The following is a 15,464-nucleotide window of genomic DNA, read 5'->3' as shown; positions in this document are numbered from 1 at the left end:
TTAGGCTTATTCGGGTTTAACCGCTAAAACGATTTTATAACTATTTCTATTTGCAATATCCATCACATTCACTGCCTTTTCTATAGGCACTCCTTCTTCTGCCCTTAAGATAATAGTGGGTTTCTCTTCACCAGACAGCTTTGTTTTTAGCGTACTTTCTAAAGAAGACTGCGTTACACGTTGGTCGTCTACATAAAACTGCAGATCTTTTGTAATACTAACCGATACATTTTGAACGCTGGTAGTTTTTCCTTTTGCCTTTGGAAGTATAAGATCTAAAGCTTCTGGAGTAATTACCGGCGAGGTGAGCATAAAAAAGATCAATAACAGGAATACAATATCTGTCATTGAGCTCATACTGAACTCGGGGCTTACTTTATTTCTTCCTCTTAAATTCATATTAAGCGGGCTCGTTTAACAGGTCAAGGAAATCTACCGCAGTAGCTTCCATTTGATGTACTACTTTATCGGTTTTTACTACTAAGTGATTATATCCAATATAAGCAATAATACCAACAATAAGTCCGGCAACAGTGGTGGTCATCGCGGTATAAATACCTTCTGCAAGTGCCCCCATTTGAGCTTGCCCACTACTGGTTGCCAATTCATGGAAAGCAATTACCATACCTATTACCGTACCCAGGAAACCAATCATGGGTGCAGCACCTGCAATAGTTGCCAAAATGCTCACGTTTTTTTCTAACTTATAAACTTCTAAGCGACCCGCATTTTCTATAGCAGTATTAATATCTTCTAAAGGACTTCCAATTCGGGAAATTCCTTTTTCAGTTAATCTGGCTACAGGAGAATCACTTTGTGCACATCGCATTTTAGCCGATTCTATATTTCCGTTTAATACATTGTCTTTAATTTGAAGCATAAAGTTTTTATCTACCTGGCTGGCCGATTTTATTGCGAAAAGCCTTTCAAAATAAATATAAACTGCCGCAAACAACAGAATAAAAAGTATAATAATGATAATTTGGCCTCCAAGGCCTCCACTAAGCATTAAATCGAATAAAGACAGGGTTTTTTCTTCTACTACCGGCTCTGCCTCCTGGGCGGCTTCGGCAACGCCGTCCTGCTGAAAAAAGTATAGCATAGGTTTCTATTGGGTTTTTTAATGTAACGTGATAAACCAGATTTAATTGTGAACCAAATTTAGTAAAATAATTAGCAGGGCAAACTGGTTTATCTTAATTGGGAATTTTTTATTTTTTCCAGGAACGAAATTCATTAAAGTTTACTCATAAAAAAATCCCGCTCGAAAGCGGGATTTTCAGAAATAATCTCAATCAACTAAAATTACAAGATTAATCAAAAATTTATACCAATTGCTTCAGCGCTACTTCAAAAGCTGTTTTGCTGATATTGGTTTTTCCACTATTATTATCGTAAGTATTTTGAATAGCATTTTTAATGGTCATAGAAGTGTCATTAAAAATAGACTCATCGGTCATTTGTACTCTTCTTTCCATAAAATAAGCAAAAACTCTCGCCATCCCGCAGTTTGCAATAAAATCTGGAATAAGGCTAACTTTTTCATCAGTAGATTCCATAATAGAGCCAAAGAAAATTTCCTTATCGGCAAAAGGCACATTAGCACCACTGGTAACCACCTCCAGTTTTCTCTCTATCAAACTGTTAATTTGCTCTTGGGTGATTAAGCGAGAAGCCGCACAGGGCGCGAAGATTTCGGCATCTAGTTTCCAAATTTTTTCATTTATTTCTTCAAAAGGAATTAGCTTGTCGTGTTTAAGGGTATTCCCTTCTTTATTAAGAAAAAGCTCCTTAATTTCTTCAAAAGTAAATCCGTTTTCATTGATTAAACCGCCAACGCGATCTATTATCCCTACTATTTTAACGCCCATTTGAGCAAGATAATAGGCTGCGGCAGACCCAACATTTCCAAAGCCTTGAACTACCGCCCTTTTCTGCGTCAAATCTCCCCCATAAATTTCATAATAATGTTTTACAGATTCTGCTACTCCATATCCGGTGATCATATCGGCAACGGTGTACTTACGACTTACATCAGGGGAAAAGTGATTGTTTTCCAACACTTTAATTACCCCCTGGCGCAACTGGCCAATTCTATTAATTTTATCGGCCTCACTAGGTTTAAAGTGCCCGTTAAAAACACCTTCTTGTGGATGCCATACTCCGCAATCTTCGGTAATAGGAATTACTTCATTAATTTCATCTACATTTAAATCGCCTCCCGTACCGTAATAACTCTTCAACAAAGGGGAGACTGCTTTATACCAGCGTTCCAGAACACCTTTTTTACGCGGATCTTTAGGATCGAAATTTATACCAGATTTAGCCCCTCCTATTGGAGGACCTGAAACGGTAAATTTAACCTCCATTGTTTTAGCTAGCGAAAGCACTTCATTTTGGTCCAGCCCTAAACGCATTCTTGTTCCGCCACCTGCTGCACCACCACGCAAAGAATTAATTACCGCCCAACCTTCAGCTTCTGTCTCAGAATCTTTCCAATTAAATACTATTTCCGGCTCTTTATTTTCGTATAGCTTTAATAATTCCTTCATTTACGCTCTAATTTTTCACAAATATATAAACTAAGTGATATATTTTTAAGTTTTCATCAAAAAAATTAAATTTCATATATCACTCCGGAAGAATGATCTTTTTTAGCACCTGTAACCGATTTTAATACATTTACCTGGCCACGAAGTTTTAAAACCCCGAGCAGTCCAAAAATCAAAGCTTCTTTATAATCAATAATTTCTTGCGAAGGGATTGTAAAATGACACTTAGACTCGTCTTTCAATAGACGTAAAAGAAAATTATTAAAGGTTCCTCCCCCGGTCATTAAAACCTTAGAATCAGGCTGATTATCTAAAGTCTTTGCAATTTGTTGGGCTATGTGCAGGGTGTAAGTGTGAAGAATATCAGGTACATTCTCATTATATTTCTCCAAAATTGGAAAAACGGTAGATTTAACCCATTCTATTCCCAAAGACTTGGGAGGCTTCTCTTCATAAAATGAGAGGGCATTTAGTTTCTGAAGCAAGTCTTTATTTAAATTACCGGAAGCGGCCAATTTCCCACCTTCATCAAACTCTTTACCTAATTTTTGGGAATAGAAATTCAACACAGTGTTTACGGCACAAATATCGTAAGCTACTCGTTTGTCTCCTATTTCGGTAGAAATATTCGCAAATCCGCCTAAATTCACACAATACTTATAATCTGAAAAAAGCAATTGATCTCCAATAGGCACAAGGGGTGCTCCCTGCCCTCCAAGTTCTACATCCTGAACTCTAAAATCGCAAATTACAGTTTGTCCCGTGAGATAAGCGATTTCGGGTAAATTCCCTATTTGTAAGGTATAATTATTTTCTGGCTCATGTTTAATAGTATGGCCATGACTACAAATTATATCGACGTCTTTTATTTGATGCGCCTCAATAAAACGTGAAATAATTTCAGCTAAATAACTGGTATATTTTTTATTTAGCCTCTCTAAGCGCTCTTTTGAGAAATCGATAGCTTCTGCTAAGGTTTCCTGCCAATTTAACGGGTAAGGAATAGTTTCAGCTTCTAAAATCTTATAACTCCAGGAGTTTTTATAATCAAAATTAATATACACCAAATCGATGCCATCTAGGGATGTTCCTGACATAACACCAATAACCCTGTAATTTGCTTTTTTCATATTCGTAAAATTTATTAAACTAAATTGAAAATTACACATCAAAACTTTATCTTTGATGACCAAAATTAGATTTTCCTAAATTAAAATAATAATATGGATTTCAAACTTACAGAAGAACATATAATGATTCGTGATGCGGCGCGTGATTTTGCCAGAAACGAATTATTGCCCGGTGTGATTGAAAGAGACGAAAAGCAGGAATTCCCTTCAGAGCAAATAAAAAAAATGGGAGAACTCGGTTTTCTTGGCATGATGGCTTCTCCTGAATTTGGCGGCGGCGGTATGGATACCATTTCCTATATTCTTGCTATGGAAGAAATTTCAAAGATAGACGCCTCTGCATCGGTAGTGATGTCGGTAAACAATTCTTTAGTTTGCTGGGGCATTGACACTTACGGAAGTCAGGAACAAAAGGAAAAATATCTTTCCAAACTTACCACCGGAGAAAAACTTGGTGCATTTTGTCTTTCGGAACCCGAAGCCGGTAGTGATGCCACATCACAACGAACTACGGCAATAGACAAAGGCGACCATTACCTATTAAACGGAACAAAAAACTGGATTACCAACGGAAATTCTGCCGACTACTATATTGTAATTGCACAAACCGATCGTGAGAAAAAACATAAAGGTATCAATGCATTTATTGTAGAAAAAGGAGTTAAAGGCTTTGAAATTGGCCCTAAGGAACAAAAAATGGGAATTCGCGGAAGCGATACACATTCATTAAACTTTAATGATGTGAAAGTCCCTAAAGAAAACAGAATTGGCGAAGATGGTTTCGGATTTAAATTCGCTATGAAAACACTCTCTGGCGGAAGAATTGGTATTGCAGCCCAGGCTTTAGGAATAGCTTCTGGTGCATACGAGCTAGCTTTAGACTATTCTAAACAACGCAAAGCCTTTGGCACTGAGATCTGTAACCACCAGGCCATTGCTTTTAAACTGGCCGATATGTACACTTCTATTGAAGCATCCAGACACCTGGTAATGAAGGCTGCCTGGGAAAAAGACCAGGGGGCAAACTACGATCTTTCTGGCGCTATGGCTAAAGTATACGCTTCAAAAACCGCCATGGATGTTACTACCGAAGCCGTACAGGTTCACGGTGGCAACGGTTATGTTAAAGAATACCACGTAGAGCGTTTAATGCGTGATGCGAAGATTACCCAAATTTATGAGGGAACCTCAGAAATTCAAAAAATTGTAATTTCCAGAGGCATTTTAAGAGACTAAATTTCTTATAAAAATCCACATTCAAAAGCCCGGTTTTTTAAATCGGGCTTTTTTTGTGCTTAAGTTTTAATACTGCCATTTATTATATTTTTAATATGAAAGGGATCTAATTGTAGATTTATCATTTATAACCAAATTATTTGATTTTACTGAATTTCTTCACACTTTAAGCCCAAAAAGCTTCATTTTTTTTACCTAATTAGGTAATTTTGAGACGATAATTTAAGGACGAAAAGAATATGAAATTAAAAAAACAGGGGCTCTATTCACCCGAATTTGAGCATGATAATTGTGGTGCAGGATTTATCTGTAATCTAAAAGGAAAAAGAACAAACGATATAATTCATAAAGCTTTAGACATTCTTATTCGGCTGGAACACAGAGGTGCAGTGAGTGCTGATGGGAAGACAGGTGATGGTGCCGGTATATTAATAGAAATACCCCACGATTATTTCAAAAAAACCTGTGAATTTAAACTTCCAGACTTTAAAGAATACGCGGTAGGAATGGTTTTTCTCCCGCAGTCCAAAAATCAGCGTAAAATTTGTCGCGAAATATTTGAAGAGGAGATACTAAGCCAGGGACTTAATCTTATTGGTTGGCGTGAAGTACCTGTAAATAGATCCTGCCTGGGAAGTATTGCGTCCTTGTCTGAGCCTAATGTTCAGCAAATATTTATAGGAAAAGGAGAAGATGTTTCTGCCGAGAGTTTTAATGCTAAATTATTTGCCGCCAGAAAAATTGCAGAACACAGAATAGAAAATTCAGGACTCTCTGAATCAGAATATTTTTATTTGCCAAGTTTATCAACAAACACCATTATCTATAAAGGTTTGTTGATGCCGCAGGATATTAATGTTTATTACCGCGATCTAAACGAGCCCGAGGTAGTAACCAAGTTAGCCCTGGTGCACCAACGCTTTTCCACCAACACTTTCCCAACCTGGGATCTGGCACAACCTTTCCGCTATATGTGCCATAATGGTGAAATAAATACGCTACGCGGAAACCTTAGTAGAATGAAAGCCCGCGAAGAGCTTTTTGAAAGTGAGAAGTTTGGTGAAGATCTAAAAGAAATTATACCTATTGTTTCTGAAGGAAAATCAGATTCTGCTTCTATGGACACTGTACTGGAATTGTTATTGCAAACGGGACGTTCCCTTCCCGAAGCCATTATGATGATGGTTCCCGAAGCCTGGGAGAAAAATCCTTCTATGCAAGATGAGAAAAAAGCATTTTACGAATACAACTCCTGCATTATGGAACCCTGGGACGGGCCCGCTTCTATTCCTTTTACCGATGGAAATTATATAGGGGCACTTTTAGATAGAAATGGCCTAAGACCATCTCGCTACACCCTAACCAAAGATGGCTATGTAATTATGTCTTCAGAAACCGGGGTGCTGGAAATTCAACCGGAAAATGTAGAACGCCACGGAAGGTTAGAGCCCGGAAGAATGTTTTTGGTAGACATGAACGAGGGTAGAATTGTGGAAGACGAGGAAGTAAAACAGAAAATAATTTCAGAAAGACCTTACCGCAAATGGCTTGATGAAAACCTTCTAAACCTTTCTGAAGTTCCCTACACCGGGAACAAGACCCCTGTTGAAAAAATTGATATCCATAGTCGTCAAAAACTATTCGGATATACCCAGGAAGATATCAAAACCATAATCACCCCTATGGCGACGCAGGGAAAAGAGGCCATTGGCTCTATGGGTGCAGATATTCCGCTAGCGGTACTTTCAGATAAATCGCAATTATTATTCAACTATTTCAAACAATTATTTGCCCAGGTAACCAATCCTCCGTTAGATGGTATTAGGGAAGAAATAGTTACCGACATTAGCCTTTCTATTGGAGAAGATCGCAATTTATTCGATATAATTCCCGAACAGTCCAAAAAACTAAGAATCCAAAATCCCGTTATTTCCAACGAAGATTTAGATAAAATAAAATACATAGAACATCCCGATTTTAAAACGGCTTCTATTTCAATTTTATATGAAGCTGAAAAAGGCCTTAACGGACTTGAAGCAAGGTTAGATGAAATTATTCTTGAAATAAACGATGCGGTAGACGATGGTTGCAATATTATTATCCTAACAGATCGAAATGCCGACCCAAAATTAGCCCCAATTCCATCGCTTTTAGCCTGCTCGTTTGTGCACCATCGTGTGAAGAAATACAATCGTAGATCTTCTTTCGGGATTGTAATAGAATCGGCTGAACCCAGGGAGCCGCATCATTTTGCATTGTTATTTGGTTATGGTGCCAGTGCGATTAACCCTTATATGGTTAACGAAATTATTTACAACCTGGTTGAAGAAAAAGAAATTGAAGTTAATGATCCCGAAGTTGCCGTACAGAATTTTAATGTAGCTATTGGGAAAGGGATTATAAAGATTATGAACAAGATTGGTATTTCTACCCTTCACTCCTACCGTGGGGCTCAAATCTTTGAAATCTTAGGGTTAAACCAAAAATTTGTAGACAAATACTTTACCAACACTCCTACCCGTATTGAAGGTATTGGCTTGTATGAAATAGAAAAGGAAGTTCAAAAACGAGTTGAAAACGCATTTAGCACTCCCAAAACAGACACTAATCTTGATTTAGAAATTGGAGGGGATTATCGTTGGAGAAGAACAGGTGAAAGGCACATGTTTAATCCGGCAAGTGTTGCTAAGCTGCAACAAGCCGTAAGACAAAACAGCACTAAGGCTTACCAGGAATATTCTAAGTTTATAAACGACCAAAGCGAGCGTTTAATGACGCTTCGCGGAATGTTTAAATTTCGCGATTTAAACCCTATTCCTATTGATGAAGTGGAACCCTGGACAGAAATAGTAAAACGCTTTAAAACGGGCGCTATGTCTTTTGGTTCTATAAGTAAGGAAGCCCACGAAAACCTTGCTATTGCCATGAACCGTATGCAGGGAAAAAGCAACTCGGGCGAGGGTGGTGAAGACCCACAACGTTTTCATAAAGATTTGGACGGAAACTGGAGAAACTCTGCCATTAAACAGGTAGCTTCAGGAAGATTTGGGGTTTCTATTAATTACTTAAGCAATGCACAGGAAATTCAAATTAAAATGGCCCAGGGTGCAAAACCCGGGGAAGGTGGACAACTGCCGGGGCCAAAAGTAAATCCTGATATTGCCAAAACCAGAAATTCGACTCCTTATGTAGGACTAATTTCGCCACCACCACACCACGATATTTACTCTATTGAAGATTTGGCGCAATTAATATTCGACCTTAAAAATGCTAACCGCGATGCCAGGATTAATGTAAAATTGGTTTCTAAAGTGGGCGTGGGAACTATTGCTGCCGGGGTAGCAAAAGCCAAGGCCGATGTGGTTTTAATTTCCGGATACGATGGTGGTACAGGGGCCTCCCCCCTAACCTCACTTCGCCACGCAGGTTTACCATGGGAATTGGGAATTGCCGAAGCACAACAAACCCTACTCATCAATAACCTTAGAAATAGAATTGTGGTAGAGTGCGACGGACAGTTAAAAACCGGTAGGGATGTAGCAATTGCAGCTTTACTGGGAGCAGAAGAATTTGGATTTTCTACTGCACCGCTGGTAGCTTCAGGCTGTATTATGATGCGAGCCTGCCATTTAAATACCTGCCCCGTGGGAATTGCTACACAAGACCCTGAACTTCGTAAGAAATTTAAAGGTACTCCTGAAGATGTGATTAACTTTATGTATTTCATCGCACAGGAATTAAGACAAATAATGGCAGATCTTGGCTTTAGAAGTATCAACGAAATGGTTGGACAAAGCCAAAAATTAGATATGGATCGTGCTATAGAACATTATAAAGCTCAGGGACTGGATCTTTCTAATATTCTATACAAACCAAACGTAGATGAGGATATGCCGCTTTATAATACTGAATCCCAGGACCATAATCTTAGCAATGTTTTAGATTTTGAGATTTTAAAACAAGCGCATCCCGCCATCTATAGAAAAGAAAAAATGAGTCTGGATTTCCCTATTAGCAACATAAACCGTACTACAGGGGCTATATTAAGTAATGAAATTTCCAAAATTCACGGAGAAAAAGGTTTACCTAAAGGTACCCTTACTTTAAATTTCACAGGTTCTGGCGGACAAAGTTTTGGGGCTTTTGCCACCAAAGGACTTACCATGAACATTAACGGAAACACTAATGATTACTTAGGAAAAGGTCTTTCCGGAGCTACTTTAAGTGTTCGAAAACCTAAAGAAGCGTCCTTTAAATCTAACGAGAATGTAATTATTGGAAATGTTGCATTATATGGTGCCACCGATGGCGAGGCCTATATCAACGGAATTGGAGGTGAGCGTTTTTGCGTTCGAAACTCTGGTGCCAAAGCAGTGGTTGAAGGTATTGGTGACCACGGTTGTGAGTATATGACCGGTGGAATTGCCGTAATTCTTGGAACAATTGGAAGAAATTTTGCTGCCGGAATGAGCGGAGGAATTGCCTACATCTATAACGCAGATAACAGCCTGGATAATCATAATTTCAATATGGAAATGATTGGTTTAGAAGATCCTTCAGAAGAAAACAAAGAAGAGCTGAAAGAATTAATTGAAAATCATTATCGCTATACCGAAAGTGATGTAGCCAAAGAAATTCTTGAAAACTGGAAGGAGAATTCAGGGAAATTCATAAAAGTAATGCCTACAGAATTCAAAAGGGCTTTACAGAAAATGGAAGAAGATAAAATGAAAAAAGAACAAAAAGAACTTAAAACAGCATAATTATGGGCAAGATAAGAGGTTTTATGGAATACGACCGTAAAGAGGAAGAGACAGTAGCTGTTGAAAAACGAGTTAAAGATTATAAAGAATTTACTAAGGAATTATCGACGGACGAACTTAGCGAGCAAGGTGCGCGATGTATGGATTGCGGAATTCCTTTTTGCCATAGTGGCTGCCCGGTAGGGAATTTAATTCCAGATTTTAATCATGCCGTTTATAAAAACGACTGGAAAAAAGCACTCACTATTTTACACGCAACCAATAACTTCCCTGAATTTACAGGAAGGTTATGCCCGGCACCCTGCGAATCGGCCTGTGTATTAGGGATTACAGATCCGCCGGTTGCAATAGAGCTTATTGAAAAATATATTGTAGAACGCGGTTTTAAAGAAGGATGGATTACCCCACAGCCTCCAAAATCCAGAACCGGAAAAACGGTTGTGGTTGTAGGATCTGGACCTGCCGGACTTGCTGCAGCACAACAACTTAATCGCGCCGGTCACGAAGTAACAGTTTTTGAACGAGACAATAAAGTTGGCGGATTATTACGTTACGGAATTCCCGATTTTAAAATGGAAAAACATGTAATTGACCGTAGGATTAATGTTTTAAAAGGGGAAGGAATTAAATTTGAAACCGGTGTAAATGTTGGTGAAAATTATGAAACTGAAAAGCTTAAGGAATTTGACGCCGTTGTACTTTGCGGGGGTGCTACCAAACGTAGAAATCTTCCTATTGAAGGAGCCGAAGGCACAGGTATTATGCAGGCTATGGATTTCCTAAAAAATAACAACGAAGTTGTAGATGGTATAAAAGATCTAACAGCTGAATATTCGGCTGAAGGGAAACATGTAATTGTAATTGGTGGTGGTGACACCGGTTCTGACTGTGTTGGAACTTCTAACCGTCACGGAGCAAAATCGGTTACCAATTTTGAAATTATGCCAATGCCGGGAGAGCATAGAAACAAAGAAAACCCATGGCCATATTGGCCTTTCACCCTAAAAACCACTTCCTCTCACGAAGAAGGTGTAGAGCGTAATTGGAGCATTAACACCAAAGAATTTATTAGAGATAAAGATGGTAATTTAAAAGCTTTAAAAACGGTTAATATAGAATGGGTAAAAGGTGAAAATGGCAGGCCACAACTTAAAGAAGTGGAAGGTTCTGAAAAAGAGTGGCCTTGCGAACTGGTTCTTTTAGCTTTAGGTTTTACCGGCCCCGAAAAAACATTAAGCGAGCAGCTAGGCCTTGAACTGGATAGCAGAACAAATATTAAAGGTGATAAAGGATACCAAACCAACGTACCAAATATTTTTACTGCCGGAGATATGCGCCGCGGACAATCTTTAATTGTTTGGGCAATTTCTGAAGGTCGTGAAGCCGCTTATCACGTAGATAAGTATTTAATGGGAAAATCTATTTTACCAAGAAAAGGAGAAGGCGATCTTCCCGCTGCTTAATTTGATTTTTTAATAAATTATTGTTTAAAAAGACTGTTTTAAAGTTTTCTAAAATCTTCATCCTGAACTTGTTTCAGGATTTATGGACTTAGTAATTTTATCTCGTTAGAAGCTGAAACAAGTTCAGCTTGACGAAATATTGCTTTCAAACAGTCTTTTATCTTTTCAAAGTAAAATTTGCCCCAAATGTATCACGGGTACCATCCTGCATTTTAAACTCTACCTTAAACCAATAATCGTCTGCCGGCAAAGGCCTGGCGTTTAAAGTGCCGTCCCATCCCTGGCCACCGGGAACCAATTCTTTGATTAGTTTTCCATAACGATCAAAAATATAAAGTTTTAAGATTGTTATTTGCTCGGTTTTAGGAATATTCCAGGTATCGTTATAGCCATCGGCATTGGGGGTAAAAAACCTGGGATAGCCTACCAGGAAAAAATTTTGAGAAGTTGTAATTCCACAGCCATTGACCTCGCGAGCGCTAATTTGATGATAACCGGGAGTTAAATTTCTAAAAACCGGGTTTTCCCGCCAGGCTCCTTCATCTAAACGGTATTCATATAAGGTTTCTTCACCGGGGCCGGGTGTAACTTCTGCAGAAACGGCATAACCTCCTGTAAAATCGGTTCCTTTAATTTCAACCAAAACATTTTCGGGCCTGGAATAAACAGTAATAGCGGTTTGAAAGCTTGCTTTGCAACCCGATTTAGAATTTGTAACAATAAGCTCTATAGATTTTGCTTCGGGAACTTCAGTTAGCTCGAGCACCGCATTAGTACTAAGCAAACTACCTTCTTCAAACCATTGATAGGTATAATTACCTCCTAAATCTTTCCCTATTTTAGTTTGTCCGGTAATATCTCCATTAATATCTATGCAAACTATAGTTTCTTCCGGAAGGTAAGCTTCAGGCAAAAGTTCTATCTCTGCATTAAATGAAACAACTTCTGAACGGCAGCCACTATCTACTCCTTCTACCTGAGCAAAAAATTTAGTGTTGGCATCCAACGGAAATGCTTTGGTATTTTCAATAGGATTTTCAGCTTCAAGCTCCGCTAAAGAGGTATAAAAGTTCACACTATAATTTTCCTCAGAAGTATTCCCGGCCAATATTTCTTTTGAAGCCAATGTAAGATCTATGGTAGTTTGGTTAGGGTCACATATAAATAAATCTGTTGGAGTATTTGCAATAGGTTCTGGTTTAAATTCTACCGTCACAAAATCTTCGGTAATATTTGCTAAGTTATCGGTAGCAATTAATTTATACTCCCCATCTTCATCTACCTCTAAATATGCTTCATTTTCTCCCTCTAAAACTTCAAATTTACCTTCAACTTTTTTAAACCATTTATAGCTTTCGGCAAACAGTATAGTACCATCAAGAATTATGGTTTCGCCCTGGCAGGCAAAAACTTCATCCTCAAGGCCGTTTGTGAAACAATCTGTTGCGCCGGCTCCGGTATCATTTAGATTTTCCTGTTCCAATTTAATATACCCGGGATCTCCCCTAAAATTTGTAATAATTATCACGTAGATTTCTCCAACTTCAGCATCTTCTAATGATAAAGTTTCAACAGCCTTATTGGAATAAGAACTACTTACCAAATTTTCCTCACTAAGCATCTCATAATCACAAATGGCATCACCTTGCTTAAAGGGTCCCCAAACTGCATAATCTACATCGAGTGCAATTCCGCTTCCATCGGAATTTTCAGATTGAGAGATTACAAAATCTAAATTACCGGCCCGGCCTATTTGGAAAAAGTACCAACTGGGGTAAGGTTGTGCGAGTAATTCACCATAATATGGCCCAACTTCAGCATCGCTTACACTGCTATTATTTACATTGGTATTTTGAAACACCAGTTCGTCCCCGGCGCAAAAAGGTTGAATCTCACTACATACTTCACCCTGGGCAAAAGCCTTTGCCATACTTGCGCAAACAAGAAAAAACCATAAAAAAAGACGTAAATTTCGTTTCATTATAGAGAATAGAAATAACAAATATCTCTTTAATCCCCGGGCTTTAAGGTTATATAAAAACCTATTAAATACGTATCTTTGCAAGCCAAACAATCTGTTTACGACTATTATTGTAAAAACGGTATGAAAATAGACAAAATTTTGAATGACATTGATGAGCAGGGAGACGCCCATGCAGGAAGCAGTGCTGAAAACCCTATTCGTGAAGACGCTTTTGAATTAAGCGATATTGAAAAAGTAGCACTTATCAATAAAGATGTAAAAAGAATTATGGAAACCTTAGGCCTGGACCTTACAGACGATAGCCTAAAGGGAACTCCACAACGTGTTGCGAAAATGTTCGTCAATGAAATTTTTGCCGGCTTAAATCCGGAGAAAAAACCCGTAGCATCAACTTTTGAAAACAAATATAAATATGGTGAAATGTTGGTAGAAAAGAATATCACTGTGTATTCTACCTGCGAACACCACTTACTTCCTATAGTTGGAAAAGCACACGTGGCCTATATTTCTAAAGGGCGTGTAATTGGCCTTTCTAAAATGAACCGTATTGTAGATTATTTCGCAAAAAGACCACAGGTACAGGAGCGAATGACGATGCAAATAGTTCAGGAATTACAAAAGGCACTGGGCACTCCAGATGTTGCATGCGTAGTAGATGCCAAACACTTGTGTGTAAACAGTCGTGGTATTAGAGATATAGACAGCAGTACCGTAACCAGTGAATTTGGAGGTGCTTTCAAGGAACAATCTGTAAAAAGGGAATTTCTTGACTATATAAAACTAGACACTACTTTTTAAAAATTTACTATTTCTTACTAATCAACAACTAAGTATCTATGGCGCTTTACCAGGAACAAAGCTTAAAGATGTATAATTCTATGAGCGGAAAAAAAGAGATTTTTAAACCGCTAAACGAAGGAAATGTTGGGATGTATGTCTGCGGCCCCACTGTTTACAGCAATGTTCATTTAGGTAACTGCCGAACTTTTATCTCTTTTGATCTAGTATTTAGGTATTTAAAACATTTGGGATATAAGGTTAGGTATGTAAGAAATATTACAGATGCCGGCCACCTGGAGAATGATGCAGATAGCGGTGAAGATAGAATTGCAAAAAAAGCACGTTTAGAGCAAATAGAACCTATGGAAGTGGTGCAGCGCTACACCGTAGATTTTCATAATATCCTACAAAAATTCAACAATCTACCTCCAAGCATAGAGCCTACGGCTACCGGGCATATTGTAGAGCAAATTGAGATTGTTAAAACCATTATTGAAAAAGGCTTTGCTTATGAGGTAAACGGCTCGGTCTATTTTGATGTAAAGAAATTTAATGAAACCAATCATTATGGTAAGCTAAGCGGAAGGGATATTGATAATATGATCGCCAACACCCGCGAACTGGCTGCACAAAGCGATAAGAAAAATCCGCAGGATTTTGCCCTTTGGAAAAAAGCAGAACCGCAGCACATTATGCGCTGGCCTTCACCCTGGAGTGATGGATTTCCCGGCTGGCACTTAGAGTGTACCGTAATGAGCACAAAATATTTGGGTGAAGAATTTGATATTCACGGTGGTGGTATGGACTTAAAATTCCCTCATCACGAATGTGAAATTGCCCAGGGAGAAGCGGCCACCGGCAAAAATCCTGTAAATTACTGGCTACACGCCAATATGCTTACCTTAAATGGTAAAAAAATGGCTAAAAGTACAGGAAATAACATTCTTCCTGAGGAAATCTTTTCGGGAAATAACGATGTTTTAGACAAAGCATTTTCACCTAATGTCACTCGTTTTTTTATGCTTCAGGCTCATTATAGAAGTATTTTAGATTTTTCAGATGAGGCATTGAGAGCAAGCGAAAAAGGCTTTAACCGATTGATGGACGCTTACCATGCCATTGATGAGCTTCAGGTTTCAGAAAAATCTAGCTTAGATCTCAAGAGCTGGAAACAGTCTTGCTATGACGCCATGAACGACGATTTTAATAGTCCTATCCTAATCGCTAAACTTTTTGATGCGGTTAAGATGATTAATAATATTAAGGAAGAGGCAGCTACAATCACTGCTGAGGACAAAAAAGAGTTACAAAAAACCATGTCGGCTTTTATGTTTGATGTATTAGGGCTTTTGGATAAAGTTTCAGAAAATAATGATACTTCAGATAAACTTAATGCTACCGTAGACTTGCTTATAAAGCTACGCGCCGAAGCCAGGGACAATAAAAATTTTGCTTTAAGCGACCAGATAAGAGATCAGTTACAGCAAATGGGAATTCAGCTTAAAGATGGGAAAGAAGGGACTACCTTTAGCATCACATAAGTATAATAAGATACG

Annotated in this window: 10 protein-coding genes; 5 read left to right on the top strand and 5 right to left on the bottom strand. The window is 38.4% G+C overall.

Annotated elements, in window-relative coordinates; all coding sequences use genetic code 11:
- Positions 1–6 precede the first annotated feature (6 nt).
- From I6U49_RS02965 to I6U49_RS02950, 4 genes are all read right to left on the bottom strand, one after another.
- Positions 7–399 carry an ExbD/TolR family protein gene (locus I6U49_RS02965; protein ID WP_198627506.1) on the bottom strand — a complete coding sequence of 131 codons (393 nt, stop codon included), beginning with the start codon at positions 397–399 and terminating at the stop codon, positions 7–9.
- 1 nt (position 400) lies between these two features.
- Positions 401–1,102 (bottom strand): MotA/TolQ/ExbB proton channel family protein, encoded by a 702-nt coding sequence (locus I6U49_RS02960; protein ID WP_193710404.1) that lies wholly within the window; start codon positions 1,100–1,102, stop codon positions 401–403.
- Positions 1,103–1,325: 223 nt separating this feature from the next.
- Positions 1,326–2,552, bottom strand: coding sequence for a Glu/Leu/Phe/Val dehydrogenase (locus I6U49_RS02955; RefSeq protein ID WP_193710403.1), 1,227 nt, complete (start codon positions 2,550–2,552; stop codon positions 1,326–1,328).
- 65 nt (positions 2,553–2,617) lie between these two features.
- Entirely contained in the window at positions 2,618–3,682 is a 1,065-nt protein-coding gene (locus I6U49_RS02950; protein ID WP_198627505.1) for an anhydro-N-acetylmuramic acid kinase, read from the bottom strand.
- A 93-nt stretch (positions 3,683–3,775) separates the two neighbouring features.
- Here I6U49_RS02950 and I6U49_RS02945 point away from each other — a divergent pair, with 93 nt between their 5' ends.
- The 3 genes from I6U49_RS02945 to I6U49_RS02935 all read left to right on the top strand — a co-directional run bounded on the left by I6U49_RS02945 (position 3,776) and on the right by I6U49_RS02935 (position 11,144).
- The gene (locus tag I6U49_RS02945; protein ID WP_198627504.1) at positions 3,776–4,918 is read left to right on the top strand and encodes an acyl-CoA dehydrogenase; all 1,143 of its coding nucleotides are present in this window, start codon (positions 3,776–3,778) and stop codon (positions 4,916–4,918) included.
- 239 nt (positions 4,919–5,157) lie between these two features.
- Positions 5,158–9,681 (top strand): glutamate synthase large subunit, encoded by a 4,524-nt coding sequence (gltB, locus tag I6U49_RS02940; RefSeq protein WP_193710400.1) that lies wholly within the window; start codon positions 5,158–5,160, stop codon positions 9,679–9,681.
- Between the two features lie 2 nt (positions 9,682–9,683).
- Positions 9,684–11,144 carry a glutamate synthase subunit beta gene (locus tag I6U49_RS02935; protein WP_198627503.1) on the top strand — a complete coding sequence of 487 codons (1,461 nt, stop codon included), beginning with the start codon at positions 9,684–9,686 and terminating at the stop codon, positions 11,142–11,144.
- A gap of 157 nt (positions 11,145–11,301) precedes the next feature.
- Here the strand turns inward: I6U49_RS02935 and I6U49_RS02930 are convergent, their stop codons facing one another.
- Positions 11,302–13,074, bottom strand: a complete 1,773-nt coding sequence (locus I6U49_RS02930; RefSeq protein ID WP_198627502.1) for a T9SS type B sorting domain-containing protein — start codon at positions 13,072–13,074, stop codon at positions 11,302–11,304.
- 174 nt (positions 13,075–13,248) lie between these two features.
- Here I6U49_RS02930 and folE point away from each other — a divergent pair, with 174 nt between their 5' ends.
- Positions 13,249–13,926: a GTP cyclohydrolase I FolE gene (gene folE, locus I6U49_RS02925; RefSeq protein ID WP_193710397.1), complete on the top strand. Its 678-nt coding sequence runs from the start codon at positions 13,249–13,251 to the stop codon at positions 13,924–13,926.
- A gap of 38 nt (positions 13,927–13,964) precedes the next feature.
- The gene (cysS, locus tag I6U49_RS02920; protein ID WP_198627501.1) at positions 13,965–15,449 is read left to right on the top strand and encodes a cysteine--tRNA ligase; all 1,485 of its coding nucleotides are present in this window, start codon (positions 13,965–13,967) and stop codon (positions 15,447–15,449) included.
- Positions 15,450–15,464: the final 15 nt, after the last annotated feature.

Source organism: Salegentibacter maritimus, assembly GCF_016236915.1.
Taxonomy (GTDB): Bacteria; Bacteroidota; Bacteroidia; order Flavobacteriales; family Flavobacteriaceae; genus Salegentibacter; species Salegentibacter maritimus.
The sequence above is the reverse complement of the archived record's forward strand: the minus strand, read 5'-3'. Positions and strand labels throughout refer to the sequence as shown.

What these genes read in the sequence shown, in the direction of transcription:
- I6U49_RS02965 (WP_198627506.1), bottom strand. Translation starts at nt 399, where the DNA reads ATGAATTTAAGAGGAAGAAATAAAGTAAGCCCCGAGTTCAGTATGAGC.
- I6U49_RS02960 (WP_193710404.1), bottom strand. Translation starts at nt 1,102, where the DNA reads ATGCTATACTTTTTTCAGCAGGACGGCGTTGCCGAAGCCGCCCAGGAG.
- I6U49_RS02955 (WP_193710403.1), bottom strand. Translation starts at nt 2,552, where the DNA reads ATGAAGGAATTATTAAAGCTATACGAAAATAAAGAGCCGGAAATAGTA.
- I6U49_RS02950 (WP_198627505.1), bottom strand. Translation starts at nt 3,682, where the DNA reads ATGAAAAAAGCAAATTACAGGGTTATTGGTGTTATGTCAGGAACATCC.
- I6U49_RS02945 (WP_198627504.1), top strand. Translation starts at nt 3,776, where the DNA reads ATGGATTTCAAACTTACAGAAGAACATATAATGATTCGTGATGCGGCG.
- gltB (WP_193710400.1), top strand. Translation starts at nt 5,158, where the DNA reads ATGAAATTAAAAAAACAGGGGCTCTATTCACCCGAATTTGAGCATGAT.
- I6U49_RS02935 (WP_198627503.1), top strand. Translation starts at nt 9,684, where the DNA reads ATGGGCAAGATAAGAGGTTTTATGGAATACGACCGTAAAGAGGAAGAG.
- I6U49_RS02930 (WP_198627502.1), bottom strand. Translation starts at nt 13,074, where the DNA reads ATGGCAAAGGCTTTTGCCCAGGGTGAAGTATGTAGTGAGATTCAACCT.
- folE (WP_193710397.1), top strand. Translation starts at nt 13,249, where the DNA reads ATGAAAATAGACAAAATTTTGAATGACATTGATGAGCAGGGAGACGCC.
- cysS (WP_198627501.1), top strand. Translation starts at nt 13,965, where the DNA reads ATGGCGCTTTACCAGGAACAAAGCTTAAAGATGTATAATTCTATGAGC.